The 26253-nt window shown below is 61.6% G+C and carries 24 protein-coding genes; 17 read left to right on the forward strand and 7 right to left on the reverse strand.

Going from position 1 to position 26253, the window contains the following annotated elements; translation table 11 throughout:
- Positions 1–33 precede the first annotated feature (33 nt).
- Positions 34–1479, reverse strand: a complete 1446-nt coding sequence (locus tag ACVTFQ_RS20720; RefSeq protein WP_112435299.1) for a c-type cytochrome — start codon at positions 1477–1479, stop codon at positions 34–36.
- 291 nt (positions 1480–1770) lie between these two features.
- On the opposite strand from ACVTFQ_RS20720, the gene ACVTFQ_RS20725 reads away from it, so the two are divergent.
- Positions 1771–2676 carry a LysR family transcriptional regulator gene (locus ACVTFQ_RS20725; protein ID WP_162717989.1) on the forward strand — a complete coding sequence of 302 codons (906 nt, stop codon included), beginning with the start codon at positions 1771–1773 and terminating at the stop codon, positions 2674–2676.
- A gap of 35 nt (positions 2677–2711) precedes the next feature.
- Here ACVTFQ_RS20725 and ACVTFQ_RS20730 read toward each other — a convergent pair whose 3' ends face one another.
- Positions 2712–2999, reverse strand: coding sequence for a hypothetical protein (locus ACVTFQ_RS20730; protein ID WP_047504423.1), 288 nt, complete (start codon positions 2997–2999; stop codon positions 2712–2714).
- A 365-nt stretch (positions 3000–3364) separates the two neighbouring features.
- Here ACVTFQ_RS20730 and ACVTFQ_RS20735 point away from each other — a divergent pair, with 365 nt between their 5' ends.
- Positions 3365–4354, forward strand: a complete 990-nt coding sequence (locus tag ACVTFQ_RS20735) for an aldo/keto reductase (RefSeq protein WP_112435297.1) — start codon at positions 3365–3367, stop codon at positions 4352–4354.
- A gap of 78 nt (positions 4355–4432) precedes the next feature.
- Here the strand turns inward: ACVTFQ_RS20735 and ACVTFQ_RS20740 are convergent, their stop codons facing one another.
- A complete protein-coding gene (locus tag ACVTFQ_RS20740) occupies positions 4433–5326 on the reverse strand; it encodes a LysR family transcriptional regulator (RefSeq protein WP_112435296.1) in 894 nt (297 codons plus the stop codon).
- Positions 5327–5456: 130 nt separating this feature from the next.
- Between ACVTFQ_RS20740 and ACVTFQ_RS20745 the strand changes: the two genes are divergently transcribed.
- The 13 genes from ACVTFQ_RS20745 to ACVTFQ_RS20805 all read left to right on the forward strand — a co-directional run bounded on the left by ACVTFQ_RS20745 (position 5457) and on the right by ACVTFQ_RS20805 (position 17770).
- Positions 5457–6650: an MFS transporter gene (locus ACVTFQ_RS20745; protein WP_112435295.1), complete on the forward strand. Its 1194-nt coding sequence runs from the start codon at positions 5457–5459 to the stop codon at positions 6648–6650.
- A gap of 22 nt (positions 6651–6672) precedes the next feature.
- The gene (locus ACVTFQ_RS20750; RefSeq protein ID WP_470423990.1) at positions 6673–7503 is read left to right on the forward strand and encodes an aldo/keto reductase; all 831 of its coding nucleotides are present in this window, start codon (positions 6673–6675) and stop codon (positions 7501–7503) included.
- 144 nt (positions 7504–7647) lie between these two features.
- Positions 7648–7743 carry a pyrroloquinoline quinone precursor peptide PqqA gene (gene pqqA / locus ACVTFQ_RS20755; protein ID WP_018896842.1) on the forward strand — a complete coding sequence of 32 codons (96 nt, stop codon included), beginning with the start codon at positions 7648–7650 and terminating at the stop codon, positions 7741–7743.
- 44 nt (positions 7744–7787) lie between these two features.
- A complete protein-coding gene (gene pqqB / locus ACVTFQ_RS20760; protein ID WP_413391166.1) occupies positions 7788–8702 on the forward strand; it encodes a pyrroloquinoline quinone biosynthesis protein PqqB in 915 nt (304 codons plus the stop codon).
- The gene (gene pqqC / locus ACVTFQ_RS20765) at positions 8674–9456 is read left to right on the forward strand and encodes a pyrroloquinoline-quinone synthase PqqC (protein WP_162717988.1); all 783 of its coding nucleotides are present in this window, start codon (positions 8674–8676) and stop codon (positions 9454–9456) included. The genes pqqB and pqqC overlap by 29 nt, the downstream gene beginning before the upstream one ends.
- Complete coding sequence (gene pqqD / locus ACVTFQ_RS20770) at positions 9456–9749, forward strand: pyrroloquinoline quinone biosynthesis peptide chaperone PqqD (RefSeq protein ID WP_112435291.1); 294 nt, start codon at positions 9456–9458, stop codon at positions 9747–9749. Before pqqC ends, pqqD begins: the two co-directional genes overlap by 1 nt.
- A complete protein-coding gene (pqqE, locus tag ACVTFQ_RS20775) occupies positions 9749–10876 on the forward strand; it encodes a pyrroloquinoline quinone biosynthesis protein PqqE (protein WP_112435290.1) in 1128 nt (375 codons plus the stop codon). Before pqqD ends, pqqE begins: the two co-directional genes overlap by 1 nt.
- A gap of 137 nt (positions 10877–11013) precedes the next feature.
- Positions 11014–12087: an ABC transporter ATP-binding protein gene (locus tag ACVTFQ_RS20780; RefSeq protein WP_413391164.1), complete on the forward strand. Its 1074-nt coding sequence runs from the start codon at positions 11014–11016 to the stop codon at positions 12085–12087.
- A gap of 28 nt (positions 12088–12115) precedes the next feature.
- Positions 12116–13078: an ABC transporter substrate-binding protein gene (locus ACVTFQ_RS20785; protein WP_112435288.1), complete on the forward strand. Its 963-nt coding sequence runs from the start codon at positions 12116–12118 to the stop codon at positions 13076–13078.
- A gap of 27 nt (positions 13079–13105) precedes the next feature.
- Positions 13106–14785 carry an ABC transporter permease gene (locus ACVTFQ_RS20790; RefSeq protein ID WP_470423991.1) on the forward strand — a complete coding sequence of 560 codons (1680 nt, stop codon included), beginning with the start codon at positions 13106–13108 and terminating at the stop codon, positions 14783–14785.
- A gap of 204 nt (positions 14786–14989) precedes the next feature.
- A complete protein-coding gene (locus ACVTFQ_RS20795; RefSeq protein WP_112435286.1) occupies positions 14990–15958 on the forward strand; it encodes a 3'-5' exonuclease in 969 nt (322 codons plus the stop codon).
- Between the two features lie 165 nt (positions 15959–16123).
- Positions 16124–16270 carry a DUF1127 domain-containing protein gene (locus ACVTFQ_RS20800; protein ID WP_018896851.1) on the forward strand — a complete coding sequence of 49 codons (147 nt, stop codon included), beginning with the start codon at positions 16124–16126 and terminating at the stop codon, positions 16268–16270.
- Between the two features lie 477 nt (positions 16271–16747).
- A complete protein-coding gene (locus ACVTFQ_RS20805) occupies positions 16748–17770 on the forward strand; it encodes an LLM class flavin-dependent oxidoreductase (RefSeq protein WP_112435316.1) in 1023 nt (340 codons plus the stop codon).
- 86 nt (positions 17771–17856) lie between these two features.
- On the opposite strand, the gene ACVTFQ_RS20810 is transcribed toward ACVTFQ_RS20805, so the two are convergent.
- The 4 genes from ACVTFQ_RS20810 to ACVTFQ_RS20825 all read right to left on the reverse strand — a co-directional run bounded on the left by ACVTFQ_RS20810 (position 17857) and on the right by ACVTFQ_RS20825 (position 23478).
- Positions 17857–20019: a glycosyltransferase family 2 protein gene (locus tag ACVTFQ_RS20810; RefSeq protein ID WP_112435284.1), complete on the reverse strand. Its 2163-nt coding sequence runs from the start codon at positions 20017–20019 to the stop codon at positions 17857–17859.
- Positions 20004–21305 (reverse strand): glycoside hydrolase family 88 protein, encoded by a 1302-nt coding sequence (locus ACVTFQ_RS20815; protein ID WP_413391160.1) that lies wholly within the window; start codon positions 21303–21305, stop codon positions 20004–20006. The genes ACVTFQ_RS20810 and ACVTFQ_RS20815 overlap by 16 nt, the downstream gene beginning before the upstream one ends.
- A 64-nt stretch (positions 21306–21369) precedes the next feature.
- The gene (locus tag ACVTFQ_RS20820) at positions 21370–22671 is read right to left on the reverse strand and encodes an HlyD family secretion protein (RefSeq protein ID WP_247750443.1); all 1302 of its coding nucleotides are present in this window, start codon (positions 22669–22671) and stop codon (positions 21370–21372) included.
- Positions 22672–23016: 345 nt separating this feature from the next.
- On the reverse strand, positions 23017–23478 hold the full coding sequence (locus tag ACVTFQ_RS20825) for a MarR family winged helix-turn-helix transcriptional regulator (RefSeq protein ID WP_112950601.1): 462 nt from the start codon (positions 23476–23478) through the stop codon (positions 23017–23019).
- 152 nt (positions 23479–23630) lie between these two features.
- On the opposite strand from ACVTFQ_RS20825, the gene ACVTFQ_RS20830 reads away from it, so the two are divergent.
- A complete protein-coding gene (locus tag ACVTFQ_RS20830) occupies positions 23631–25712 on the forward strand; it encodes an FUSC family protein (protein WP_112988794.1) in 2082 nt (693 codons plus the stop codon).
- Between the two features lie 84 nt (positions 25713–25796).
- Positions 25797–26246: a YbaN family protein gene (locus ACVTFQ_RS20835; RefSeq protein WP_112950600.1), complete on the forward strand. Its 450-nt coding sequence runs from the start codon at positions 25797–25799 to the stop codon at positions 26244–26246.
- The last annotated feature ends 7 nt before the right edge of the window (positions 26247–26253 follow it).

Genomic DNA, 26253 nt, shown 5'->3' on the forward strand with positions numbered 1-26253 from the left:
AGGCAGTCAGAACTGGGAGAAAGGGTGAAACGATCAGGCGTGGGCCGGCTGCCGCCTGCGGCGGGCAACGAGCAGCGCGATGACGAGCGCGACAAGGATCAGCGCCACGACGACTGCTGGCACGATGAACGGCGCGACCGCGGCCAACACCGGCTTCTCTCCACCCTCGCGAACACGCAGGACATCCGCGGCAGTGACGGTCACCTTGCCGTTGCCGAAATGACCAAGCACGTAGTTGCTGACATCGGCGACGTCCTTGTCGGAAAGACGATCCGTGTAAGCGGCGTTCTCGCCAAAGGCCGGCATGAATGTTGGTACGCCGTCGATCGTGCGCGACAGGCCGAACAGGATCGTTGCGATCAGGTTGTCCGGGTTGTTGCCGCCGGTCGCGGTGTTGTGGAAGAGCGAAGGATAGTGATCGTTACCCTCGCCATCAACCTGATGGCAGGCGGCACACGAACCGCTGAAGATATGGAAGCCCTTCTCGGTCACGGCTTGGCCAGGCAGGCCGCGCAGATCGAGTTCCGCCGTGGAGGGCTCACCGACATCGTAGCGCGGCTTGGCTTCGCCCGTCGTGATTGGCTTCGTATCCTTCAGATAGACGACGAGCGACTTGAGGTCCGCCTCGGTCAGGTGCTGCATGCTGTGCTCGATGGCTTCGGCCATCGGGCCGGCCGCCTGCGCCTTGCCGGCGACATGGCCGGTGCGCAGATACTGCACGAGTTCCTCGTCGGACCAGCCGCCGATACCGTCAACCTTGTCGGAGGTGATGTTCGGTGCAAACCAGGAGCCGATAGAAGCGCCCGAAAGCGCCTGGCTTCCGCTCTCTGCCATGAAGAGATTGCGCGGCGTGTGGCAGGTGCTGCAGTGCTCAAGAGCCTCGGCCAGATAGGCGCCGCGGTTCCACTCGGCGGACTTGGATGCATCCGGCTGGAAGCGGTCCTTATCGAGGAAGAGCAGGTTCCACACGGACATGGAGGCGCGGATGCTGAATGGGAACGGCAACGCGGTCTTCTCCGGCGCGTGATCGATCGGCTTCACGTCCTGCATGAAATAGGCGTAGAGCGCCGAGATGTCCTCGTCGGAGATCTTGGCGTAGGCCGTGTAAGGCATCGCCGGATAAAGATGGCTGCCATCCTTTGCAACGCCGTCGCGAACAGCGCGCGCGAAGTCTTCTTCGCTGTAGGTGCCGATGCCGTCGGTTTTGGATGGCGTGATGTTGGTCGAGAAAATCTTGCCGAGCGGAGATTCAATCGCATAGCCGCCGGCAAAGGGCTGTCCCGAGTTCGGGGCGGTGTGGCAAGCGGCACAGTCTGCCGCGGTCGCCAGGTAACGTCCCCTCGTAATCAGGTCGTTTTGCGTCGCGGTCTGATCTTGCGCCGAGGCTGCGCCGGCGATCGACACCAGCGCGGACAGACAGAGTGCGATTGATCGCAGGCGTTTGAATTGGGGTCGAGAGATAGCGGTGTGCAAATGCATTATCGACGTGCTTTCATCAAGCATGAATAAACGACAACAGGCTTTGCATCACCTCCCACGAGCGTAGCCAATCCACGTCGCCGCGAGGCTGAATGCGACAAGCGCCGCTCAAAGCCAATGTTAGTAAAGCAAACTACTGAAGTTGCTCTACAAATTCACTCTAAATGAGGATATGACTTTATGCGTCGATCTGTCACGTTCGCGACTTGGCAATCGTCATAACCGCGCTATGCTGCGTTTGAAAATCAATTTGTCATACAAACAGTTTTCACAGAAAATGAAAGCTCAGCAGTGAAATTCGACCTAATCGATTTGCGTATGTTCCTGGCTGCCGTTGATGGCGGCAGTCTGACCGCTGCCGCCAGGCGAAACAATGTCGTCGTGGCGGCTGTGAGCGCGCGTCTCAGGAGGCTGGAAGAGGCTTTCGATCTCGAGCTCTTCGAGCGCACGGGGCGGGGAATCAAGCCGACTTTGGCGGGTGAGATGCTGGCGAGCCATGCCCGCCAGATCCTGGACGATGCCCGCAGGATCGAGGCCGATCTCGACGCCTTTGCGGATGGTCGCAGCGGCCATGTCCGGTTGCTGTCGAATACCAATATGCTGGCCGAACATTTGCCGCAGGCGCTTGGCGCCTTCCTTGCCGCAAGCCCGGATATCAGTGTCAGCGTTGAGGACAAGCCGAGCCTTGAGGCCGTGAAGCTGTTGAAACAGGGGCAGGCCGATATCGCCATCGTTGCCTCCTCGGCGGATATGACCGGGCTGGAGCGCTTTCGCTTCGTTCCGGATCGGCTGGTGCTGATCGCACCGCGCGACCTGGATGTGCCATCCGATGCCGTTGCGTTTCCGCGCGTCCTGGATTTCAAGCTGATTGGCCAGCAAGGCAATCCGGCCTTGATGCAGTTTCTCGAGCGTCACGCGAATGAGCTCGGGCGCACGCCGCATTTCCGGATGCTGATTGCCGGATTTGAGGCAACGTGCCGCGTTGTCGAACAGGGGGCTGGCGTATCGATCATTCCCGAAAGCGCCGCGCGACGTTATGCGCATTTCATGGATTTCAAGGTCGTGCCGATCGCGGAGCCCTGGGCGGACCGCGAACTCTACGTTTGCGTCAGAAACGAGATGCAGCTTCCGGGCTATGCAAGGATGCTGCTGGCGCACCTGAGGCAGTATGTGCGGACGTTTGACGATGGCCGCTGAAAGCCGCCGTCATCTCTTCGGCGCGGATATTGGGTTTAATGAAGCGTCAGCGTCTCTGGACGATGCGGGTCGCGGAATCGGAATTGCTCGATCAGCGTCATGGCTTGCTGCAGCAGGAATTCGGCGGCCTTGAGATCGGTGTTGGCGAGACCATGCACGCTGCCGCGAATGGTCAGCGCCAGGTTACCCGAGCTCGCGGCGAAGCTGGCGTTGCCTTCTATCAATGCCTCCTTGGCACTGGTCTCAAGCGCATCGGCAACGGCCGCCAGTATGTCCTGCCGTTCGCGGACACTCATTTGCACAATGGTCTTGGATCCCTTCATGATGGACGACCCCCTTCCCTGAAAGGCGCGCGCTGATAGCAGCCAATAATGCTTGATGTAGGCGCAATCGCCGGTTCATCAATGCACCCTCTTTTCTCCCTGAGCGCGTCGGCGAAGACCGGACGGCAACGGCGGCGTTGTTTGCCTGGTCATCGGTCATTTCGCCAACTCATGAGCCGCAGACATAACTCCATGCAGAAATGGTGATCTAATGCCATCCCAGCACCGGTGCTACCTTAACGGCGCGGGAGTATTTGGCGCCTTGAGCCATGAGCGATGCATCTCAACCTCTGCTCCGAGGCGCCATAGGCACTTCCTGTTTATACCGATGTGAGACGGCCAAGGTCGTCCTTAAGGAGCGTAAAATGCAAAAGCGGATACTTGGAAAAAGCGGACTGGAGGTCTCTGCGCTTGGCTTCGGCTGCATGGGCCTGAATTTCAGCTATAGCCATGCGCTGAGCACCCAGGAGAGCGTGACGCTGGTGCGCCAGGCAGTCGAGCGCGGCGTGACGTTCTTCGACACCGCCGAGGTCTATGGGCCTTACACCAACGAAGAGATCGTCGGCGAGGCGCTCCGGCCCATGCGTGACCGGGTGGTGATCGCCACGAAGTTCGGCTTCAATATCGTCGATGGCAAGATGGCCGGCGTCAACAGCCGCCCCGAGCAGATCCGCAAGGCAGCCGAGGGTTCGCTGAAGCGCCTCGGCATCGATGTCATCGACCTGCTCTACCAGCACCGCGTCGACCCGAACGTGCCGATCGAGGACGTGGCCGGCACGGTCAAGGATCTAATCGCGGAAGGCAAGGTGAAGCACTTCGGCATGTCCGAGCCGGGCGCACAGACCGTCCGCCGCGCCCATGCGGTGCAGCCTGTCGCCGCGCTGCAGAACGAGTATTCGCTGTGGACGCGCGGGCCGGAAACCAACGGCATTCTTGAAGCGTGCGAGGAACTTGGCATCGCGCTGGTTGCCTATAGCCCGCTCGGCAAGGGCTTCTTGACCGGCGCGATGAACAAGGACACGAAGATCGGCGAAGGCGACTTCCGCAAGATGCTGCCGCGCTTCACGCCTGAGGCGATGGAGAAGAACCAGGCGCTGATCGATCTCCTGAAGCGCATTGCCGAAGACAAGAAGGCGACGCCGGCGCAGATTGCACTGGCCTGGCTGCTGGCCCGGAAGCCCTGGATCGTGCCGATCCCCGGCACGACGAAGCTGCATCGTCTCGAAGAAAACCTCGGCGCGGCCGATGTGGCGCTGAGCGCCGACGATCTCGCGCAGATCGAGACGGCTGCCGCCGCCATCCAGGTCGAGGGCGAGCGTTATCCGGAGCAGTTGATGAAGACGACCGGTCTCTAAGATACGAGCCCGGAATTCGAACTTGGAAACGGCGCGCCTCGGGTGCGCCGTTCTTGCTTCGTTGGCCGACGTTCGCGGCTAGATCCGCTCGGCGAGAAAATCGATCAGGGCCCGGATACGGCTCGCAAGGTGCGGGTGGCCGGGATAGACGGCGTGGATATGCTCGATATCACCAGGATTGAACGCTTCCAGCACCGGCACCAGACGACCTTCGTCGATGTGCTCCTGCACGTGAAAGGTCCCCACCCGGATCAGCCCGACGCCCGCGAGGCAGAGACTGCGAATGGTCGGCCCGTTGTTCACTTCGACATTGCCGTGAACCGCCTTCGAGAAGGTCTGTCCGGTTGCTGGGTCCCGAAAGGGCCACTCCTCCCAAGTTTGCCGGAAGTTGAATGTCATGCAGTTGTGCCGGTCGAGATCGGCTGGCTTTTCGGGATTTCCCATGCGCTCGAGATAGCTCGGGGCCGCCACGACCACGCGCCGGCTGTCCATCAGCTTGCGCGCCTTCAGCGAGGTGTCCCTGAGATTGCCCGAGCGGATCGCGACATCGGCACGCTCCTCGACGATGTCGATGATCCCGTCGGTCAGCGAAAGATCGAGCTGGACGTTCGGGTAGCGGGCCAGGAACTCCGGCACCAGCGGGACGACATGGCGAACCCCGAAGGCGACCGATGCGCTCACCCGCAGCCGTCCGCGCGGCGCGGCCTCGCCGCCTGTCGAGACGATCTGCTCTGCTTCCTTGATGTCTTCGAGAATGCGCTGCGCGCGCTCGAGATAGACCTCACCCTCCGGCGTCAGCTGCAGACTGCGCGTGGTTCGAACCACCAAGCGCGTCTTCAAGCGTTCCTCCAGCCGGCTCACCAGCTTGCTGACGGCCGAAGGCGACATGCGCAGCAGGCGTCCGGCCGCCGAAAAGCTCTGCAGCTTCGCTGTATGCACGAAGACTTCCATCTCGCCGACGGTGTTATCCACTGCTCACCCCTGTGAATTCAATTCATAACTATTGAGGCAATGTAGCTGCTTATCGCGGTAATGTCAGTGGTCCATATTCCAGCCATCCCAAATCGCCGCTTGTCCGGCATCGTCACTGGATGGATTCACAATGCCCCTTGCCCTTTTTGCCTTAACGGTCGCGGCTTACGCGATCGGCACGACGGAGTTCGTCATCGTCGGGCTCCTGCCCACCGTCGCCAATGATCTCAACATCGACCTGCCGCTCGCCGGCCTGATCGTCAGCGTCTACGCGCTCGGCGTCACTTTCGGCGCGCCTGTTCTGACCGCGCTCACCGGTCGTCTCGATCGCAAGCTGCTGCTTCTCGGCCTTATGGCGCTGTTCATTCTCGGCAATACGATGGCAGCGCTCAGCCCGGGCTATGCGCCCCTGCTCGTCGCCCGCGTTCTCTCCGCTTTCGCGCACGGTGTCTTCTTCTCCGTCGGCTCGACCATCGCGGCCGACCTCGTTCCCGAAAACAAGCGTGCGTCGGCGATCGCCATGATGTTCATGGGCTTGACGGTCGCGATCGTGACCGGAGTTCCGCTCGGCACGCTTATCGGCCAGACCTTCGGCTGGCGCGCGACATTCGCGGCTGTCGCCGGCCTCGGTGTTATTGCCTTCGCGGGTCTCTGGATCCTCTTGCCGACAAACCTCAAGAAGGCGCCGGCGGCGACGATCGGCGAGCAGGTCAAGGTTCTCGGCAGCGGCCGTCTGCTGATCGTCTTCGCGATGACCGCTCTCGGTTACGGTGGCACCTTCGTCACCTTTACCTTCCTGGCGTCTATTCTCGAACAGGTCACCGGCTTCCAGGCCTCGGCTGTCAGCCTGATCCTGGTGCTCTACGGCATCGCGATCGCCATCGGCAATATCGCCGGCGGGCGCCTCGCCAACCGCGATCCTATCAAGGCTCTTGCCTGGCTCTTCTCCGCGCAGGCTATCGTTCTCGCCATCTTCAGCTTCACCGCCGTGTCGGCTTGGCTGACGATCCCGACTTTGGCTGCCCTCGGCTTCCTGTCCTTCGCCAATGTGCCTGGCCTGCAAATCTACGTCGTGCAGCTTGCCGGCGTGGTTCGCCCGGCTGCCGTCGATGTCGCCTCGGCCTTGAATATTGCCGCCTTCAATCTCGGCATCGCGGCGGGCGCCTGGGTCGGCGGCCTCGTGGTCGCCTCGTCGCTCGGCCTTGGGGCCACGCCATGGGTCGGCGCCATCTTCGTCGTCGGTGCTCTCGTTCTGACGCTCTGGAGCGGCTCGCTCGACCGCCGGACGCTTGCTTCAACCAAAACCGCCGCTTCCGCGGCCTGATAGGATCGAAAGGAAACCCCTCATGAAACTCGTCAACGCCAATGGCGCTTCCATCCCGGCGCTCGGATTCGGCACGTTCCGCATGGAAGCCGCCGATACCGAGCGGATGGTCTCTCATGTGCTGAAGACCGGCTACCGCCACATCGATACCGCGCAGATCTATGGCAACGAAGCTGCCGTAGGCCAAGGGATCGTCTCGTCGGGCGTCGCCCGCGCCGATATCTTTCTCACCACCAAGGTCTGGGTCGCAAACTATGAGCGAAGCGCCTGCCTGGCCTCCGTCGATGAAAGCCTGTCGAAGCTCAAGACCGACTATGTCGATCTGCTACTGCTGCACTGGCCGAACACCGCCGTCAGCCTGGAAGAGCAGATCGCCTCGCTGAACGAAGTGGCCAAGGCGGGCAAGGCACGCCACATCGGTGTCTCCAATTTCAACACGACGCTGATGAGGGACGCCGCGCGCCTGAGCGAACGGCCGCTCGCCAACAACCAGGTCGAGTATCACCCATATCTCGATCAGCGCCCGGTCATCGAGGCGGCGCGCGAGCTGGGCATGTCACTCACCGCATATTACGCGATGGCCGATGGCAAGGTTCTCAGCGATCCTGTCCTCAGCGACATCGCGGCCGCGCACGGCCGCTCGATCGCGCAGGTCGTGCTTCGCTGGATCGTTCAGCAGGGCTTCGTCACGCTGTCGAAGACAGTCTCGGAGACCCGCGCTGCTGAGAACGCCGCGATCTTCGATTTCGCCCTGAGCGATGAGGACATGGCACGGATCCACGCGCTTGCGCGGGCCGGCGGCCGCATCGTCAGCCCCGATGGCCTGGCGCCTGAATGGGACTCTGCCGCGTAGTCTTGCTGGTACGCCCGCCCGATCTCGCGATTGTGATGGCTTTGCGACATTGGGCGGGCAGCCATGCTGAAAACGCTATTGCAGTGCAGCATGAGTGGGCCTAGGTGAACTCTTGTAGATAAACCAGCATGAATGGAGACACACATGTCTTGGCACGCCCCTAAGTTCATTGAAGTCAGCTGCGGTATGGAAATCAACCGTTACGCTCCTGCCGACGGCAACGAACCGATCCTTTTCTAAGGTCGGCTAAATCCAATCTGTATTGTAATTTTTGAGGTCCGCGCGTGACAGATTCATCTGGCTTTCGCGGTCTGGTTCTTGGGGCCGCCGCGGGCGGCGGCCTTCCGCAATGGAATTGCGGTTGCCAGAATTGCCGCCTTGCGCGCGATCCGGCATCCGGTGTCAGGCCACAATCGCAATCATCGCTCGCCGTCAGTCTCGATGGCCACAGCTGGGCGGTTTTAAACGCTTCTCCCGATATCAGGCAGCAGATCATCGACAATAGCGCGCTGCATCCCAAGGCGCTGCGTGACAGTCCGATTAAGAGCGTGCTGATCACCAATGGCGACATCGACCATCTGGCTGGCCTGTTGATCCTGCGCGAAAAGCAGCCGCTGCAAATCTTCGTTACGGCGGCGATTGCCGAGATCATCGACGACAACCCCGTCTTCCGCGCCCTTGATCCCGCCTTTGTAAAGCGCCACACGATAACGCTCGAGCAGCCGTTTTCGCTACTCCCGGGCGTCGTGGCCCGGCTTTTCGCGGTCCCTGGCAAGGTGCCGCTGTTCATGGAAAACGGCGAACCCGAGCTTCAGCTGGAAGGCGAGCAGACTGTTGGTGTCGAACTGATTGGCGAGGGCAAGCGCGTCTATTACATTCCGGGCTGTGCCCATATCAACGATCGCCTCATCGCGCGGATCGACGGCGCCGACGCATTGTTCTTCGATGGCACCGTGTTCACCGACGACGAGATGATCACGCTCGGCGTCGGCCATAAGACCGGGCAGCGCATGGGCCATATGGCGATCAGCGGCCCCGATGGCAGCTTCGCGGCCCTGTCGAAGCTCGATATCGCCAAGAAAATCTACGTCCACATCAACAACACCAATCCGATCTGGCGGGCCGGGCCCGAGCGCGACATGCTCGAGGCGAGCGGCTTCCGGATTGGCCATGACGGCATGGAGATCGACTTTGACTGAAGCACCTGACCGGCAGGCATTCGAAGCGCGGCTGATGGCGATCGGCGCGGACCGCTACCACGACAAGCACCCGTTCCACAAAATGCTGCATGGCGGCCAATGCACCATGACGCAGGTCCGCGCCTGGGTGATCAACCGCTATTGCTATCAGAGCCATATCCCCATGAAGGACGCCGCCTTCATGTCGCGTCTCACGGATGCCGACATGCGGCGCGCCTGGCGCTCGCGCATCGAGGATCACGATGGCGGGCTCACCGAAGGTGGCGGTATTCGGCGTTGGCTGAAACTCGCCGAAGCTGTCGGCCTCGATCCCGACTACGTCGCCTCCGGTCGTGGCATCCTGCCCGCGACGCGCTTTGCCGTCGAAGCCTATGTTCACTTCGTCCGCGAGAAGCCGCTGCTTGAGGCCGTTGCCTCGTCGCTGACAGAGCTTTTCGCGCCAAAGATCCATGCCGATCGTATCGCCGGTCTGCTTGAGCACTATGCCTTTGCCGACGATCAGGCGCTCTCCTATTTCCGCCAGCGTCTGAACGAGGCACCCGTCGATGTCGCCTTCGGCCTTGCCTATGTGCTCGAGAACGCGAACACGCTGGAGAAGCAGGATGCGGCAGCCGCCGCACTGACGTTCAAGACCGAGGTGTTGTGGGCGCAGCTCGATGCGCTGCATTTCGCCTATGTTACGCCGGGCCTGATCCCGCCGGGTGGCTGGGATGGTCGTGAAGGCGTGATCGGCGAGCTCGAGGAGATCGCGTGATGAGCGAAGACACGGTCGCGATAACCGGCAGCATGGTCGTCAAGCTGGCCCGTGGCGTGCGTTTGCGCCACGATCCGGTGCGCGGACAGACCGTTCTGCTCGCACCCGAACTCGCGATGGCGGTCGACGAGATCGCCGTGAAGATCATCGAAGCGCTCGATGGCAAGCGCGATCTCGACACGATCGCCGACGACTTCGCCGCCGAATTCCAGGCGCCGCGCGAGCAGATCGCGACCGATGTCCTGGCATTCATCCGTGAGCTCGCCAATCGTCGCATGCTGCAGGTGTTGTGATGGGCGTCGAGGCAAGGGTCGTTAAGCAAACGGTCGCTCCGCTGTCTTCAGTAGCGCCGCCGCCAATGGCACTGCTTGCCGAACTCACGCATCGCTGTCCGCTTGCCTGCCCCTATTGCTCCAATCCGCTGGAGCTCACGGGCATCAAGGAAGAGCTGTCGACCGAGGAATGGGTCCGCGTCTTCCAGCAGGCCGCCGAAATGGGCGTGCTCCACCTTCATCTGTCTGGCGGGGAACCGGCCTCGCGGCGCGATCTTGTCGAGCTGACAGCAGCGGGTGCGGCGGCCGGCCTTTATACCAATCTCATTACTTCGGGTGTCGGTCTCACCGAGAAGCGCCTGCTTGAGCTTGCCGATGCCGGCCTCGACCACGTGCAACTCTCGCTGCAGGGAACGAACCCCGCAAGCGCCGATCGCGTCGGCGGTTACAAGGGCGGATACGACCGCAAGATGGCCGTCGCCGCCTGGGTCAAGGCAAGCGGCATACCGCTCACGGTCAATGCCGTCTGCCACAAGCAGAACATGGACCAGCTGGACGATATGCTCGATCTCGCTGTGAAGCTCGGTGCCCGGCGTATCGAGATCGCCACCGTGCAGTTTCACGGCTGGGCCGAAAGAAACCGCGCCGCCTTGATGCCAACGCGAGAGCAGGTCGAGCGGGCAAACAAGACCGTCGTCGAGGCCCGCAAGCGCCTGGAAGGCATTCTGGTCATCGACTACGTGCCGGCCGACCACCACTCGTCCTATCCCAAGGCATGCATGGGCGGTTGGGGACGGATCGGCCTGAACGTCACGCCGTCGGGCCGGGTCTTGCCTTGTCACGCAGCGGAGACGATCCCGTCGCTGACCTTCGACAATGTTCGCGAGAAGTCGCTGTCCGACATCTGGTATCACGGCTCCGCCTTCAACGCCTATCGCGGCGAAGACTGGATGCCGGAGCTTTGCCGAAGCTGCGACCGCAAGGCGATCGATTTCGGCGGCTGCCGCTGCCAGGCAATGGCGCTTGCCGGCGATGCCAGCGCAACCGATCCCGTCTGCATTCGCTCGCCGTTGCGCGATGCGCTGACGCTACAGGCCGACAAGGATGCGGCGGCTGTCCCTGGCGATTTCGTTTACCGCGGTCGATAGAGGGTTGTCCTCCAGCGCTGTGGGGCCATTCCTTGCCCCACAACTCTGTGATGTCATACATCCCACGTTAACAATTGTGTCACGAAAGTGTCATTCCGTCTGACTATAAGCGGCTAAATTTCTTTCCGTTGATAGTCATGATAACCAATTTTTCTGCACAACCAGCCGCCGTGTCGGTGTCGGGTCTCAGCCTGCATTTTGGCTCAAACACGGTTCTTGATAACGTCGATCTCGCGCTTGAAAAGGGCAAGGTTCTTGCACTGCTCGGCCCGTCCGGTTGCGGCAAGACCACGCTTCTGCGCCTTGTGGCCGGCCTGCTGGCGCCGACCAAGGGCAGCGTAAAGATTAACGGAAGCGTGGTGGCCGATGCTGCCGGTGGCCTGTTCGTGCCGCCGGAAAAGCGCGGCCTCGGCATGGTGTTTCAGGACTACGCTCTCTGGCCGCATTTGAGTGTGGCGGACAATATCGCCTTTCCGCTGGAGATGCGCGGCGTCGGCCGCAAGGATTGCGAGCGACGTGTTGCGGCGGCGCTTGAACGGGTCGGTCTCGGCGGTTTCGGGGCCCGGCGCATCAGCGACATGTCGGGCGGGCAGCAGCAGCGCGTTGCAATCGCCCGCGCCATCGTCGCCGAGCCGGCAATCGTCCTTTTCGATGAGCCGATGTCGAACCTAGACCGCGAGCTTCGCGAGACCATGGTGCGTGAGATCGGCGCCTTGATATCGGATCTCGGCCTCACCGCCATCTATGTCACCCATGATCAGAGCGAGGCGTTTTCGCTGGCCGATCAGGTTGCCGTTATGCGTGGCGGCGTCATCGAACAGATGGCGGCACCCGAGACGCTGGTGAGCGCGCCGGCGACGCCCGAAGTCGCGGAGTTCCTGCGCCTCGGCTGCGTCGTTCCTGTCGCCCGCGATGAGGGCGGTCTTCGTCTCAACCAAACCGGTATCGTGCTGAAGGACGACAATGCTCCCGCCGGCGCGACCCATGTGCTGCTGCCGTCACAGGCCGTGCGCCTGACATCGGGGGAGGGCTTTCCGGCCGAGGTCGTCCACTCGCAGTTTCGTGGCGATGGCTATCTGACCACGGTCGCGCTGGGCGCCCGGCCGGCTGCAAGCGAACTCACATTCCTGGCGCGTCAGCGCGCTGTCGCGGGTGAGGTGGTCAACCTCGTCATCGATAGCGGGGACATGCGCTGGTTCACGCGTAACTGAAGCATATCAAACACTTATGGAGGCACATATGAGCAGATCATTTCTTGGTGCGGGCTTCGCCCTCATCGCCGGCGTACTTGCGGCAGGCGTCGCCCACGCTGATATCACCGTCTACTCCGCAGGCCCCGGCAGCCTGATCGAGAAGCTTGCCGCCGGTTACACCAAGCAGACCGGCCACAAGGTCGAGGTGTTCCAGGCAACGACCGGCAAGATCATGGCGCGCATCGAAGCCGAAGCCGCCAATCCTGTCGTCGACGTGCTGATCTCTGCATCCTGGGATACGGCGACCGATTTTACCAAGCGCGGCTGGCTGGTTTCCTACACGAGCCCGAACGCTGCCAAGGTTCCTGATTTCCTCAAGTCCGAAACGGCTGTTGCCCAGGGTGTTTCCGCGCTCGGCATCGCCTGGAACCCGGCAAGCAACACGCCGAAGCCGACCGAATGGGCCGACCTCGCAAAGCCTGAATACAAGGACCTGGTCAACCTGCCGGATCCCGCGCAGTCGGGCGCAAGCTTCGAACTGGTGGCGGCACTTGCCGGTAGCCAGGGCTGGGACCTCTTCACCAAGCTCGACGCCAACGGCGCCGTTGTCGCTGGCGCCAATGCCGAAGCCCTGAACCCGGTTCTGCAGGGTGCAAAGGCCGCCGTCTTCGGCGCGGTCGATTACATCTCGCTCGCCGGCAAGGCAAAGGGCGAGTCGATCGACGTCATCTTCCCGGCTTCCGGCACCGTTGTCGCGCCGCGCCCGGCGATGATCCTCAACTGGTCGAAGCATCAGGATGAAGCCAAGCAGTTCATCGACTACATGCTGTCCGACGAAGGCCAGAAGCTGGTCGCCGCCACCTACCTGATGCCTGCCCGCAGCGACATCCCGGCTAACCGCCCGCTGGTTGCCGATCTCAAGGTTTTGCAGATCGACGCCACTGCCGTTTACGGCAAGCGTGACGAGACGCTGAAGGAATTCGCCAAGATCTTCGCTGCCGGCAACTGAACTGAAGAATAATCGAGACTGAAGAGCATGAAAGCGAACGGCGCAGCCGGCACCGGGCCGATAGCATGGGTGGCGACATCGGGTTTGATTGTCGTCGTGGCCGTGCCGTTCGTCTTCATCGTCCTCCAGGCGATTTTCCCTGAACTGGGGCGGAGTTCTCTCGCCGCCCAGTTCCTGCACCTTCCCGAGATGCTGTCCGATCCCAAGCTTCTGCGGATGGGTGGCAATTCGGTCATTCTCGGCATCTGCGTCATGCTCGCGGCCGCCTTGTTGGCCGTGCCGCTTGCCGTCTTTCGCGCCTTGTTCAAGGTGCCCTTTGCTATCTTCTGGGACGTGGCGCTGCTCGTTCCCTTCATGATCCCGCCCTATATCGCGACGCTGGGCTGGATCATGACGCTGCAGCCGCGTGGCTATCTGCAACAGCTGACCGGCGTTCACCTCGCGCCCTTCCTGTTTTCCCTGGCGGGAATGACGACGGTGATGGCGCTCAACACGTTTCCATTGGTCTATTTCGCGGTCTCGCGCACCATCGAAGCTGTCGGAGCGCGTTATGCCGATGTAGGCCGTGTGTTCGGCGCTTCTTCCTGGCGCGCCTTCTGGCGCATCACGCTGCCGCTTTCGACGCCGGGGCTGGCCGCCAGCCTGCTTCTGGTCTTCGCTGCGGCGATCGAGGAATATGGTACGCCGGCGGCACTTGGGCGGCGGTCGGGTTTCGATGTGCTGGTGACCGAGATAGATCTGCGCATTTCCGACTGGCCCATCGACCTTGCCGGCGCCGCTGTCTTCTCGCTGATGCTGGTAATCCTGTCGCTTGCCGCCTTTATGGCGCAGCGCTGGATCCTCGCGCGCCGCTCCTATGTGACGACGGGCGGCAAGCCGCAGGCCAAGGACAAACGTCCGCTTGGAATCCTCACCATTCCGGTTCTCCTGCTTTTCGGCCTCGTGACGACGCTTGCCACCGTGATTCCGCTTCTGGCGATCCTGGCCACCGCGCTGTCGAACACGATCTCCGGCGGCCTAGCGGTCAGCAACCTCGGCCTCTCCAATTTCGCCGCGATCGCCGATAACAGCGCCGGCGCGTTGCGGGCGCTCGGCAACAGCTTCGCGCTCGGACTGGGCACGGCTTTGCTGACCGGCATCCTCGGTGCCGTCTCGGCCTACGCGGTGGCAAAAACCCGGTTCCGCGGCCGCATGATGCTCGATCTTTTGACGGCCCTGCCGAACGCTTTGCCCGGCGTGGTGGTCGCGGTCGGGCTCATCCTGGCGTGGAACCAGCCGGTGCTGCCGATCACGCCCTACAACACGCCGCTTATCCTGCTTCTCGCCTACTGCTGTATCCTGCTGCCGCAGCCGATGCGCTACACCACCGCGGCGCTGCACCAGATCGGCGACAATCTCGAAGCCGCTGCGCGCGTCTGCGGCGCCGGTGCCTTCACCGCGTTTCGCCGCATCCTGTTGCCGCTGATCGCGCCGAGCCTCGTTACGGCGATGCTGCTCGTCTTCGCGGTTGCCACCCGCGAACTGGTTGCGTCGATCCTTGTCGCGCCCGTCGGCATGCAGACGATCTCGGTCTTCATCTGGCGGCAATTCGAGCAGGGATCGATCGGTCTCGGCATGGCGATGGCCTTCGTTACTGTCGTCCTGACGACGCTGATCCCGCTGCTACTGCTGTCGCTTCTGAGACGAAGCGGGCTCGTCGCGGAGTAGTTTCCTGCTTCGTTGCTGACCCTCAGGGAGCGGCCAAGCCCCTCGTTTTGTCCACAGCGTATATGGGCCTTGCCGGCGCTGGCCCTCTCCGGTTGCCGATTATCCTTGCCGACCGGCTCGATTTCCCCATTGTTTTTATGGGTATACCCACTCGATTCGCTCGCTGCGGCGGCGGAACGGGGACGACGGCAGAGATCAGAGATAATGGCAGAACAGTTCGACATGTTCTCGGGCGGCGCAAGCCAGGCCTCCGGACAAGCAGCGCGCAAAGTATCGCTGAAGAGGCAGCCTCCAAGCGATGTCAGCGAACAGGGCATGGTCGATTGCCTGCTTGAAACAGGTCGCTACCGAATCTTGAAGAAGCTCGAGCCACGCGCCGTCGCAGCAACGCCGCGCCCCGGCTTTCCGCTCCGTGGCGTCATCCTCGATACCGAAACCACCGGTCTCAGCCATCGCAAGGATGAGATCATCGAGATCGGCGTCATCGCTTTCAGCTTCGACCACGATGGCAATATCGGCGACGTGACCGGTGTTTATGGTGGCATGCAGCAGCCGACGGTGATGATACCTTCAGAGATCACCAAGCTGACCGGCATCACCGATGCGATGGTCGCGGGCCAGGAGATCGATCTCGGGGCTTTGAAAGCCCTGATCGAGCCCGCCGACCTGATCATCGCCCACAATGCCGGCTTCGACCGGCCGTTCTGCGAGGCCTTCTCGCAGATTTTCGCCGGCAAGGCCTGGGCCTGCTCCAACGCGGAGATCGACTGGTCGGCCCGTGGCTTCGAGGGGACGAAGCTTGGCTACCTTGTAGGCCAGGCGGGTTATTTCCACGACGGCCATCGCGCCGTCGACGATTGTTTCGCATTGCTCGAAGTGCTTTGCCAGAATGCGGGCGCCGGCACCGCGTTTTCGGAACTCTATGCGGCCAGCCAACACGCGCGCATCCGCATCTATGCCGAAAACAGCCCCTTCGACATGAAGGATCACCTGAAGGCGCGCGGCTATCGCTGGTCCGACGGCAGCGACGGTCGTCCGAAGTCCTGGTGGGTCGAGGTGGATGAGGAAGCGCTCGAGGATGAGCTCGCTTTTCTCCGGTCGGATATCTACCGCTGGCCGGACGCCGATCCGCCAATCCGGCGCCTGACGGCCTTCGATCGCTTCAGGGCGTAGCTCTCTTTTATCGCCGATAGGTTGACCTCTGCATTTCATGCATGGGTGGCGTGATGCATTGTCGCTGTTTTGCTCAGAAAGAAGCACCTATATTAGCGACATCAAACGACGCCGGAGCCAATCAAGGTTGCTGACGTCAAACGAACCTCAGGAAAGGGGATCATCATGAACGTAGCACGCAGCCTGAACAACTGGCGCAAGTACCGTCAGACCGTCACTGAACTTGGCCGCATGAGCAACCGCGAACTGAACGACCTCGGCATCGACCGCGGCGACATCCGCGCTGTGGCGCGCGCTTCGGTAGCGCTCTAAGTCTTTCGAAAACCCATTGAAGTCCGGAAACGCCCGCTCGATCGTAGCGGGCGTTTCCGCGTTTTGGCCCGCAAATTACCTCACATGGAGGTCAAATTTTATTCCATGCGCCGGACGCATAGCTGCACTGCACAATGATGCCTAGAAAATGAACAGGAATTGGATATAGTCAATTTCAACGAAGCGATGCACCTCCTCCCGCAGAGCTTCGTGGTTCAGGCGCCCCACTCCTCCTCCCAGGGTCGTCTGAGGAACAACAGCACTCCTCCTCCCAGCTGTTGTTCGGTTCTTTTCGAAAGCCTGCCGCACCTCCTCCCGCGGCAGGCTTTTTCGATTCTGGGCCATATTCATCGACGTGAAACTGCCGCTCGATGCGATGATGCGTTGACACTGTGGTCACACCTGGACCGCTGTATCCACGGCCGGAACTGTGCGATGAAGCATGAATTCGTCAATCACGCTTCCACGGTGTACATTATGAAGAAAATCGGTTTCCTCTCGTTCGGACATTGGACACCGTCGCCGCAATCCGGGACACGCTCGGCGGGCGACGCGCTTCTCCAGTCCATCGATCTTGCGGTTGCTGTTGAGGAGCTTGGGGCCGACGGCGCTTATTTCCGCGCTCACCACTTCGCCCGCCAGCTCGCCTCGCCGTTCCCCTTGCTTGCCGCAGTCGGCGCCAAGACCAGCCGTATCGAGATCGGCACCGGCGTCATCGATATGCGCTACGAAAACCCACTCTACATGGCCGAGGATGCGGGCGCCGCCGACCTGATCTCAGGCGGGCGTTTGCAGCTTGGCATCAGTCGCGGCTCGCCGGAGCAGGTGATCGACGGCTGGCGCTACTTCGGCTATCAGCCGCCCGAGGGCGGGTCTGATGCAGATATCGGCCGTCGCCATGCGGAAGTTCTGCTCGATGTTCTGCGCGGCGAAGGTTTCGCTCAGCCGAACCCGCGTCCGATGTTCCCCAATCCGCCCGGCATGCTGCGTCTGGAGCCGCACTCCGAGGGGCTGCGCGAGCGTATCTGGTGGGGCTCCGGCTCGAATGCGACCGCCGTCTGGGCGGCCAAGCTTGGGATGAACCTGCAGAGCTCGACGCTGAAGGACGATGAGACCGGCGAGCCTTTCCATGTGCAGCAGGCCGCTCAGATCCGCGCTTACCGCGAAGCCTGGAAGGAAGCCGGCCACACGCGCACGCCGCGCGTATCGGTGAGCCGCAGCATCTTCGCGCTGGTGGACGATCGCGACCGGGCCTATTTCGGCCGCAGCGGGGAAGGCGACGACAAGATCGGCTTTATCGACGAGAAGACGCGGGCGATCTTCGGCCGCAGCTATGCCGCCGAGCCCGATGCGCTCGTGAAGCAGCTGGCCAAGGATGAGGCAATCGCCGAGGCCGACACCTTGCTGCTGACCGTCCCCAATCAGCTGGGCGTTGACTACAACGCTCATGTGGTCGAGCAGATATTGAAGCACGTCGCGCCCGCCCTGGGCTGGCGCTGAACCGCTTCGGCCCAACAGCTACCCGCTGACAAAGATGCCGGACCTCCAGGAGGCCCGGCATTTTTCTTTGCGTCAATAGGGCCGCATCACTCGGCCGCCGCCGGCGGAGTGGCGCCACCGCCAAGTTGCAGCAGCGGAACCTTCGGCGAGAAGAAGCGCGGCTTGTGGAACTTGCGCGGCGCTTCGCGTCCATTCAGCGTATAGGGCTCGATGTCGCCGACCAGAACCGCGGGCCGTGCGAACATGCGCTGCATCAGCCCCTGGACGGCGAGCACAGGATAGGCGCGTGCAGGCATCACCTCCGGCATTTCGCTGAACATGCGCTGCACCATCTTGCGCCGGATGTCCTCGGCGCCCTTCTTGATCTCATAATCGTCGCGCCGGTCCCTGATGGCGACAATCGCGAGTGACAGGCCCGAATTCGCCCGATCCATGCTGGTGATCTGCCCGGCGACGTCGAAATTGTCGAAGGGTGCGAAGATCAGGATGTCGCCAAGGCGCATCTGGCTGAGCGCGTTTTCCTCGCGCATCGTGATCTTGGCCGTATCGACCGAGATCGTATCGATCATGCAGGGAGCGGCCTTCCCGCCGCCGGCGACCTGGCCCTCGCGGGCAAGCGCAAGCTCGAGTTTCTCAAGGGGCGGGCGAGGGAGTTCGATACAGACGAGCATGGACACGAAGGCGTAGACCATGACAACCATGCCCCAGGCGACGCTGAAGCCGTCGAGATCGTTATAGGTGCCGAGCAACGGCCCGTTGAGCATGCCGATAAAGGTCAGCACGATGATGGCGAAGAACGTCGCGGCGATCGGGTAGAGCACTTCCACACGCCCGCGATCCTCGCCCTTGGCTGTGACCTTGAATGGGCGGCCGAAGGGGTGGAAAAGGGCGTGAATAAGGGCGATGGTGATCGGAATGGCCGAAACCATCTGCGACACCTCGGTGAAAAGCGGCAGGCTGCGCCGTCCGGAAACCCAGGAATGGAACGTCCACATGCCGGCAACCATCGGCAGCGCATAGAGGAAGAACGCCTCCGGCTCCATCAGAATAGCGGGCAGGCCAAGGAAGTAGAAGAGCAGGGGGGCGGCCATCAGCAGCAGGATGAAGGGTCGGCAGAACCAGAAGAGCAGGCCGTGGAAATAGTGCAGTCGCTGCATCAGCGTGTAGCCACGGCCGAGAAACGGGCCATCCTTCAAGAGCGCGACCTGGATCGTGCCCAGACACCAGCGGCAGCGTTGTGTAATGTAACCGGAGAGGCTTTCGGCCGAAAGACCGACGCTGAGGCGTTCATTGAGCCAGCGCGTCTTCAGGCCCTTCTGCATCAGGCGATAGGTGAGGTGGATATCCTCAGTCACCGTTTCCTGCGGCATGCCACCGATGAGATCGAGCGCATCACGGCGGACGATACAGGATGTGCCGACGCAGAAGGCTGCACCCCATCCATCCTTGGAGGGCTGCATGACGTCGAAGAAGATGCGCTGGTCGTCGACCCATGCCTTCGAGGCCAGCAGGTTATGCTGCACGGGATCGGCGTTGTAATAGAACTGCGGCGTCTGGATCAGGCCGATTTCGGTGTCGATGAACTGGCCCACTGTTCGTTTCAAGATGCCGCGCTGCGGTGCGAAGTCGGCATCGAGAATGAGGATGAAGGGCGCGTTGGTGTCCTCGGCCGAGCGCCTGACCGCATTGTTGATGTTGCCACCCTTGGCGCCGACATTGTCGTTTCGGCGCAGATAGCGCACGCCGACCTCGTTGCAGTAATCCTGAAGCCAGTCGCGGCGCCCGTCATCCAGCACCCAGACTGTGAAATTGCTGTAGTCGATCGCCTTGGCGGCCAGGATGGTGCGCTCCAGAATGGAAAGCTCTTCGTTGTAGGTGCAGATGAAGACATCGACGGCCGGGTGGCGGGAATGCTGCGCGATTAGCGCTTCGCTGGCGTCGGCCGCGCCGCTGTGGTCGGTCCGCTTGAAGAAAAAGACGATCGAAAGCACCGTGTAGAAAATAACGACCACTTCGAAGCCGAGATAAAAGCGGGGCCAGACCGCGTAGGCGCTCCACTCGAAATCCGGCAAGGTCTTTGTGATGCGGAAATACAGATAGTTCAGGAGCATGACCACCAGGATCGTGCCGAAGATGACGCGGTCCTTGCCGCGATTGGCGTCCAGCAGCCAGGCACAGCCCACGATCAGCGCGATCGCCAGCAGTGAGAAGAGAATCGAGTCCGACAAGGTGACTACTTCGGGGGACATGGACCATCCTTGCTACTGGCCGTCGCTTGGCCCTTGCGGCCGACGAAGGGGTTGATGTCGAGAGCGGCGAGAACGGCCCAGCCGGTCGCGCCGATATGCGGCAGTCGGTAGTATTTGAAGTCGCCGGGCGCGGAGTTCGGCCCGACCTGCAGGCCCGTCGTCAGCTGTTCGTTTTCCGTGGCGTAGACGAGGCCGCCGGGCTCGCGCTGCTTGGCGATGGTGGCAAAAAGCGGCTCGGCCTTCTCGGGGTGGCCGGTCTCGCGAAGCACGAGCGCCGCCTGCGCCGTGCCTTCCAGCCAGACACCATCGCGGTCGTTGTTGAAGTCGTAGCCGCCTTCCACTCCGTGGTTGAGATCCGTCCATTCCATCACGCGATCGGCCTTGGACTTGAAGTCCGGAACAGCGATCAATGGCCAGAGTTCGGCATCAAGGCCCGACATGCCCACATTCGGTGCATTGCCGTCGGGCACGCTGCCGATATAGAAGCGGCCTTCCGGCTCGTTCCACATAGCCTTGAGAAACTGCAGTGCGCTGTCGCCCTGATGCGTCCAGTCGCCACCCGCGTCCAGCCGGGCGAGCCAGCTATCGGCGGCGTAGACGTCGAGATTATGCTCCGTCGACTTCCAGGTCATCCGCTCGGGTGTCGGCTCGTGGCCGAAGAAGCCGCCGAGATAGCCGACATTCTTCGGGTCGGCCGTGCTGCGGTGGATCCAATCCATGATCTTGCGGGCGGAGTCGAGATAGGCCTGCTGGTTGGTCTCCTCATAGGCCATCAGCAGGGCAAGCGCGCCCCAGGCCGTGCTGCCGGTGGCCGTGCCGACCTGGTAGCCGTCCTCGATCCAGGAATTGCTGGCCGTGCTCCAATAGCCGGGAAGCAGCATGCCTTCCTTGCCAGGAATGACCGCGCCCGAGCGATAGGCGTTGCGCAGGCGTCCGTCGTGGTAGTGGCGGTCGGTCTCGAGCGCGACCACCAGCGCATCGGCAACACGGCGGGCTTCGGCGGTGCGCTGGCAGCCGTAAAGCGCCATCATCGCAAGCGCATTGTCGTAGGTGAAGCCGGTGTTTTCCAGCGACGGATGCAGCGCCGAGCCGCCATTGGCCGGCTCGAAACTGCGAAAGACGAAGGGCTGCTCCGGCTCGCCCGTCATCTTCGCGGCCAGCGCGTCGCACATCGAGCAGGCGAGCTGCTTGTTGCCTGCATCATCGGCACGCGCGGCGTCGACTATTGCTGCAAACAGTACGGTGGCAAGGAGTGATGCGACCACCGCGCGCCAAACCTCACGCATTGACGAGTTCATGCCCTTCATTTTCGCCCCTCGCGATACGCAGACAAACGTTCAGCTTGGTTTTTCAGGGTGTCGCAGTCTTGTTGGCCGGCAGCCGCGGGCCGGTGCCCTTGTCCAGCGATGTGGAAGCCGAGAGAATGCTTGCCGGCGATGTCAGCCCGGCAACGACAGCCATCGAGTACCGCGCGATACGCGAGGTGATCGTCTCGCCGAGTGAGACAATGACATCCTCGCCGACATGGCATCCGAAGAACTTGTCGTTGTTCTGCTGGGCCACGCTGCCGTCCTGGGCGGTCGGCTCGTCGATCTTGACGAGAACATAGACCTCATGCCCCTCGGCCTCGGGGAATTTCGCGAAATAGCGGTTTTCCGGGCCGGAGTTGAAGTACCGGACGATCTTGTAGATGTGGCCGCTGCGCTTGACGCCCAGGCTGCGGAAGTTGACCATCGCCGGCGTGCCGATCTCGAGCGCGGTCACATCGCGGCTTCGATAGACGGCGGCCGCAAAAGCCTCGGTGCAGTCGAGTGACTTGGCGACAGGCTGGCCCTGCATGACGAAATCGCCGAAGGATGCATCGACGCTGACGATCTGGCCGTGGCGCTCGGCGGTGACTTCGGCCGCGCCGGTCTTGCCGAGGCGTCCTTCTTCGCGCGAGATCAGGTTTTCGACCTGCTGCTTGCGCTCGGTCATCTGGTTGATTTCGATATTATCCTCGGCGATGTCGCCGGCGAGCTTCGTGCGCTGCATCTCAAGCGTCAGCAGGTTCGCGGCAACGGTACCGCCGGTATAGATGTCGCGGCCGACAAGCGACTGGACGATCTCGTTGCGGCGCAGCTCGCCCTTGGCGGAATCAAGTTCGGCCTGGGCCGCATTGCGCTTCTGGCGCTGCGGCTCAAGGCTCGTATCCGAGATCAGGCCTTTTTTCAGCAGCGTCTGCTGGCGCTGCAGCAGCGCGTCCTGTTCGGCGAGGCGGGCCTGATAGTTTTGCACATTGAATTCGGAATTGACGATCACCGCCGATAACTCGCTCAGCACGCCGGCCTTGACGCTGTCGATCTGCGACTTGACCTTGTTCAGCTGCTCGGTGCGCTCGGCTGCCACGCTCGTCGTGTTGTTGAGCTTTTCGGTCAGATCCAGCTTCTCAAGCCTGAGCCCGGTCAGCGATGTCTGATCCTGGTTCGGATTCGAAACCGTCGCCATGACGTCGCCGAGATTGACGACCTGGCCGACCTGCAGAGAAATCTTGTCCACTCTGCCGTAGATGGGCGAGGCGATCATCTGCACCGGTGCGTTGATCACCGCCCGTGTCGAGACGATGAAGAACTGGTTGGGGATCATCGCCATCGCGATGATGAAGATCAGCATAAATGCGAACGCATAACCTAGGATACGCGATACAGATAGTATCTTACGGTCCCTCGGATCGATACTCGTGGTTGCGGCCTTCATCTTCTTCAATCCTGACATCATCATGCTGCAGGTAACTTGAAGGGCGTTTCCGGGGTAGTATTTTTTATTTGTAATGTCTTTTATAGCAGTCCAAATATTCAGGCAAATAAAATGTGCGTATTCAAAATGATGTATTGACTAGAAATTTTCATTTGATTCGCTTGCTGTTGCAATAATGACAGCAATAGTTGAGGAGAGTATTCGTTATTGGTGGTTTCCTGCTCTTTATTTGTGACGGTTTTGTATCAATTCTTCTTGCGCTCAATCATTAGTAGAATTTTCGCCACTTGCCCGTACGATGGCATCGAGAACACGGTAGGCGGCCTCGATGTCCGCGTCCTCGACGTTGCGAAGCACTCGATCGCGCAATGACGCGATGACGCGTTCGACGCGATCGGCCAGTTCCTGTCCGTCTCGCGTCAGCCATATGGTCTTGGCGCGCCTGTCATCGGGATCGTCCCTGCGCTCGATATGGCCGCTGGCCGTCAGTTCGTCCAGCAGGCGGACCAGCGATTGGCTGGCGAGCCCCAGGCTGTCGGCAAGCTGCACTTGGCGAACACCGCCGCCTGAGCGGCTGACAAGGAGCAGGAGGTTGGCGCGTGACGCCGAAATTCCATCTTCGGCCAGCGCCTTTTCCGCCATCCGCTTCCAGATGCTTCCCGCCTGCAGCATACTGGACGTGACCGCCGCCCTGCGGCTCAAGGGTTTCGTCTGCTTTGTCATGCTGTTCGTCCTCCCCGCGCCGGCCTTCGTTGAAAGAGCGCTAAAGGCGCGCGGTCGCGCAGTAAAGCATATTGTTTTATTTTAATTCGTATGCAAATAGTACGTAGGCGATCTAATTCATGACGAGCGGCTGCGCTCCCCTCCGGTTTTTCATGGCAAGCAAGAAGCTCACCTGGCTCCCCGATACGTGGGACATGGTTTTCTCGATAAAGACGTTCATCGCAGCCATGCTGGCGCTGTTCATCGCCTTGTGCTTTGACCTGCCCAACCCCTATTGGGCTGTCACCACTGTCTATATCGTCGCGCATCCGCTATCGGGCGCAAGCACGTCCAAGGCGGTCTACCGTCTGGTCGGCACGGCGGCGGGCGGGGCGATGAGCATCGTGCTCGTGCCCAATCTCGTCAATGCGCCGGAATTGCTGACCCTAGCGATCGCGCTATGGGTCGCCTTCTGCCTTGCGATCAGCCTGCTCGACCGCACGCCGCGCAGCTACGGCTTCATGCTGGCCGGCTATACGACTGCGCTGACCAGCTTTCCGCTGGTCGACAATCCGGCGACGGTCTTCACCTATACCACTTCGCGCGTCATCGAGATTTTCGTGGCCATCATCTGCGCGGCAATCATCAACAGAGTGGTTTTCCCGCGCCATGCCGGGCCGGTACTGACAGCGCGTATTGATGCCTGGCTGAGGGATGCGTCCGTCCTGATAACGGCAGCACTCGACAGACGCCCCGAGGACGCGACGCTTGTCCGCACTTCCCGCCGTCTTGCGGCCGAGGCCGCCGATATCAGAATGTTCACGACCCATGTGTCTTACGACACCTCGAGCCACAGCGATCTCGTCGGTGCTTCGCGTGAACTTCAGGGGCTGATGATCACACTGCTTCCCGTGGTTTCCGGTCTTGTTGATGTGGATGCCGAGCTCGCTAGGACGGGCTATGAGCACACATCCGCGGTAACGAAGCTCATTGCCGGTGCGGATGAGTGGATGCGGACGAAAGAGCCGATGTCGGCGGACCGCTTCAGCGAGTTCGTGGCGCCACTTCAGGAGCTTGAGACCGAAGCGAAGTCCTCAAGCCGATGGCAGGATCTCCTCCTGTTGGACTTCGTCGCTCGCCTGCGGGACCTCTTGCAGATTTGGAACGAGTGCGCAGGCTTGCGAAAGGATATTGCCTCGGGATCACGATCCGCCCGGAAGATGCATTCGTCAGGTCTCGCGCAGGCAACCGCGCGCCCAACTCATAAAGACTATGGCATGGCGCTCTTCTCCGGCTTCGCGGCGGCGCTGGCCATCGTGCTTGGAACGGTCTTCTGGATCATGACAGGCTGGAGCAGCGGCGCCGGCGCGCCCGTCATCGCGGGCATTCTCATCTGCTTCTTCGCCGCGATGGACAACCCGACGCCGATGATCCGAAAGTTCACTATCTTCAGCATGGTGGCGGTCGTTTTGAGTTTTGTCTTCGTCTTCGCGGTCATGCCCGTTCTCAGCGGATTTTCCTCACTGGTGCTGGCGCTGAGCTTCCTCTTCCTGCCGCTCGGCGTGCTGATCGCCCGGCCATCCACCTTTCTGCTCGGCATGGCCCTGTCCGCCAACATCCCGACCATGCTGACCCTGCAATCGCGGCCGAGCTTCGATCTCGCCTCCTTCCTGAACGCCAATCTCTCGACCATCCTCGGAACGCTGATGGCGATCGGCATTGCCGCCGTGGTTCGCTCGGTCGGTGCCGAGTGGAGTGCGCGCAGGCTCTTGAAGGCGGCGTGGACGGATATCGCTTCGGTGGCGCGCAAGTCGCAGAAGCGCGATCCCCAGGCCCTCCTTTATACCATGCTCGACCGGCTCTCGCTGATGGCGCCCCGTCTCGCCTCTATCGCGGAGGGTTCCGCCGTCATCCAGGCGGATATGCTGAAGGACATGCGGGTCGGCACCAGCGTCGTCGATCTGCAGGGGTACAAGGGTCTGCTTCTCGCCGATCAACGCGCAGCCGTGGACGAGGTCCTCGATGCGGTTGCATCCTTCTATATGGAAAGACGTCGCAGGGCCGAGACGAAGCCAGCCTCTTCGCTTTTGCAGGCGGTGGATGCGGCGATCGATACCGTTCGCGCCCCTGTCAGGTCATCGGCGGCGGTGCGCAAGGTCCTGATGGCGTTGGTCGGTCTGCGGCACAATCTGTTCCCCAATGCCGACCAGCTTCACCATATCGAACCGTTGACGTTGCGAGAGGCGGCGGAATAGTGCCGGGCACCAGAAAGACGGCTATGCCCTTGCATTCCGCGACAGTGTCGTGAAAGGGATATCCAGCCCTCTATAAACCGGAAGATGTCTGTGAAACCCGGCCGCGTCACCGCCTATACTCTGCGTGCAGGATATTTCGTCCTTGGCATATTGATGCTGGTCCTCGCCTTTATCGGTGCGCTGCTGCCGCTGATGCCGACGACGATCTTCCTGATCCTTGCCGTCTGGTGCTTCACCCGCTCGTCGCCGCGCCTCGAAGCCTGGGTGCTGAACCACCGGACGTTCGGCCCGACGCTGCGGGCCTGGCGTGACCAGGGCGCCATATCGATGCGCGCCAAGGCCATGGCGCTCACCGGCATGGCCGGCGGTTATGTGGTGTTCTATCTCGCGGCAAGCCCGGGCATATGGCTCGCGTTGTTCGTCGCCTTGGTGATTGGCGGCTGTGCTTATTATGTCGGGTCGCGGCCGCTGCCATCCCCGTCGGCGCCCTCGGACGCCGATCATGGCGCCGCGCCGGAAAAGCCCGCGGACTGATCTTCCT

Source organism: Rhizobium sp. O111 (assembly GCF_055616315.1).

Bases quoted from the DNA above. Each gene is read 5' to 3' on its own strand.
- ACVTFQ_RS20720 (WP_112435299.1), bottom strand. From the start codon at position 1,479: ATGCATTTGCACACCGCTATCTCTCGACCCCAATTCAAACGCCTGCGA.
- ACVTFQ_RS20730 (WP_047504423.1), bottom strand. From the start codon at position 2,999: ATGAAGGGATCCAAGACCATTGTGCAAATGAGTGTCCGCGAACGGCAG.
- ACVTFQ_RS20735 (WP_112435297.1), top strand. From the start codon at position 3,365: ATGCAAAAGCGGATACTTGGAAAAAGCGGACTGGAGGTCTCTGCGCTT.
- ACVTFQ_RS20745 (WP_112435295.1), top strand. From the start codon at position 5,457: ATGCCCCTTGCCCTTTTTGCCTTAACGGTCGCGGCTTACGCGATCGGC.
- ACVTFQ_RS20750 (WP_470423990.1), top strand. From the start codon at position 6,673: ATGAAACTCGTCAACGCCAATGGCGCTTCCATCCCGGCGCTCGGATTC.
- pqqA (WP_018896842.1), top strand. From the start codon at position 7,648: ATGTCTTGGCACGCCCCTAAGTTCATTGAAGTCAGCTGCGGTATGGAA.
- pqqC (WP_162717988.1), top strand. From the start codon at position 8,674: ATGACGGCATGGAGATCGACTTTGACTGAAGCACCTGACCGGCAGGCA.
- pqqD (WP_112435291.1), top strand. From the start codon at position 9,456: ATGAGCGAAGACACGGTCGCGATAACCGGCAGCATGGTCGTCAAGCTG.
- pqqE (WP_112435290.1), top strand. From the start codon at position 9,749: ATGGGCGTCGAGGCAAGGGTCGTTAAGCAAACGGTCGCTCCGCTGTCT.
- ACVTFQ_RS20780 (WP_413391164.1), top strand. From the start codon at position 11,014: ATGATAACCAATTTTTCTGCACAACCAGCCGCCGTGTCGGTGTCGGGT.
- ACVTFQ_RS20785 (WP_112435288.1), top strand. From the start codon at position 12,116: ATGAGCAGATCATTTCTTGGTGCGGGCTTCGCCCTCATCGCCGGCGTA.
- ACVTFQ_RS20790 (WP_470423991.1), top strand. From the start codon at position 13,106: ATGAAAGCGAACGGCGCAGCCGGCACCGGGCCGATAGCATGGGTGGCG.
- ACVTFQ_RS20795 (WP_112435286.1), top strand. From the start codon at position 14,990: ATGGCAGAACAGTTCGACATGTTCTCGGGCGGCGCAAGCCAGGCCTCC.
- ACVTFQ_RS20800 (WP_018896851.1), top strand. From the start codon at position 16,124: ATGAACGTAGCACGCAGCCTGAACAACTGGCGCAAGTACCGTCAGACC.
- ACVTFQ_RS20805 (WP_112435316.1), top strand. From the start codon at position 16,748: ATGAAGAAAATCGGTTTCCTCTCGTTCGGACATTGGACACCGTCGCCG.
- ACVTFQ_RS20810 (WP_112435284.1), bottom strand. From the start codon at position 20,019: ATGTCCCCCGAAGTAGTCACCTTGTCGGACTCGATTCTCTTCTCACTG.
- ACVTFQ_RS20815 (WP_413391160.1), bottom strand. From the start codon at position 21,305: ATGCGTGAGGTTTGGCGCGCGGTGGTCGCATCACTCCTTGCCACCGTA.
- ACVTFQ_RS20820 (WP_247750443.1), bottom strand. From the start codon at position 22,671: ATGCTGATCTTCATCATCGCGATGGCGATGATCCCCAACCAGTTCTTC.
- ACVTFQ_RS20825 (WP_112950601.1), bottom strand. From the start codon at position 23,478: ATGACAAAGCAGACGAAACCCTTGAGCCGCAGGGCGGCGGTCACGTCC.
- ACVTFQ_RS20830 (WP_112988794.1), top strand. From the start codon at position 23,631: ATGGCAAGCAAGAAGCTCACCTGGCTCCCCGATACGTGGGACATGGTT.
- ACVTFQ_RS20835 (WP_112950600.1), top strand. From the start codon at position 25,797: ATGTCTGTGAAACCCGGCCGCGTCACCGCCTATACTCTGCGTGCAGGA.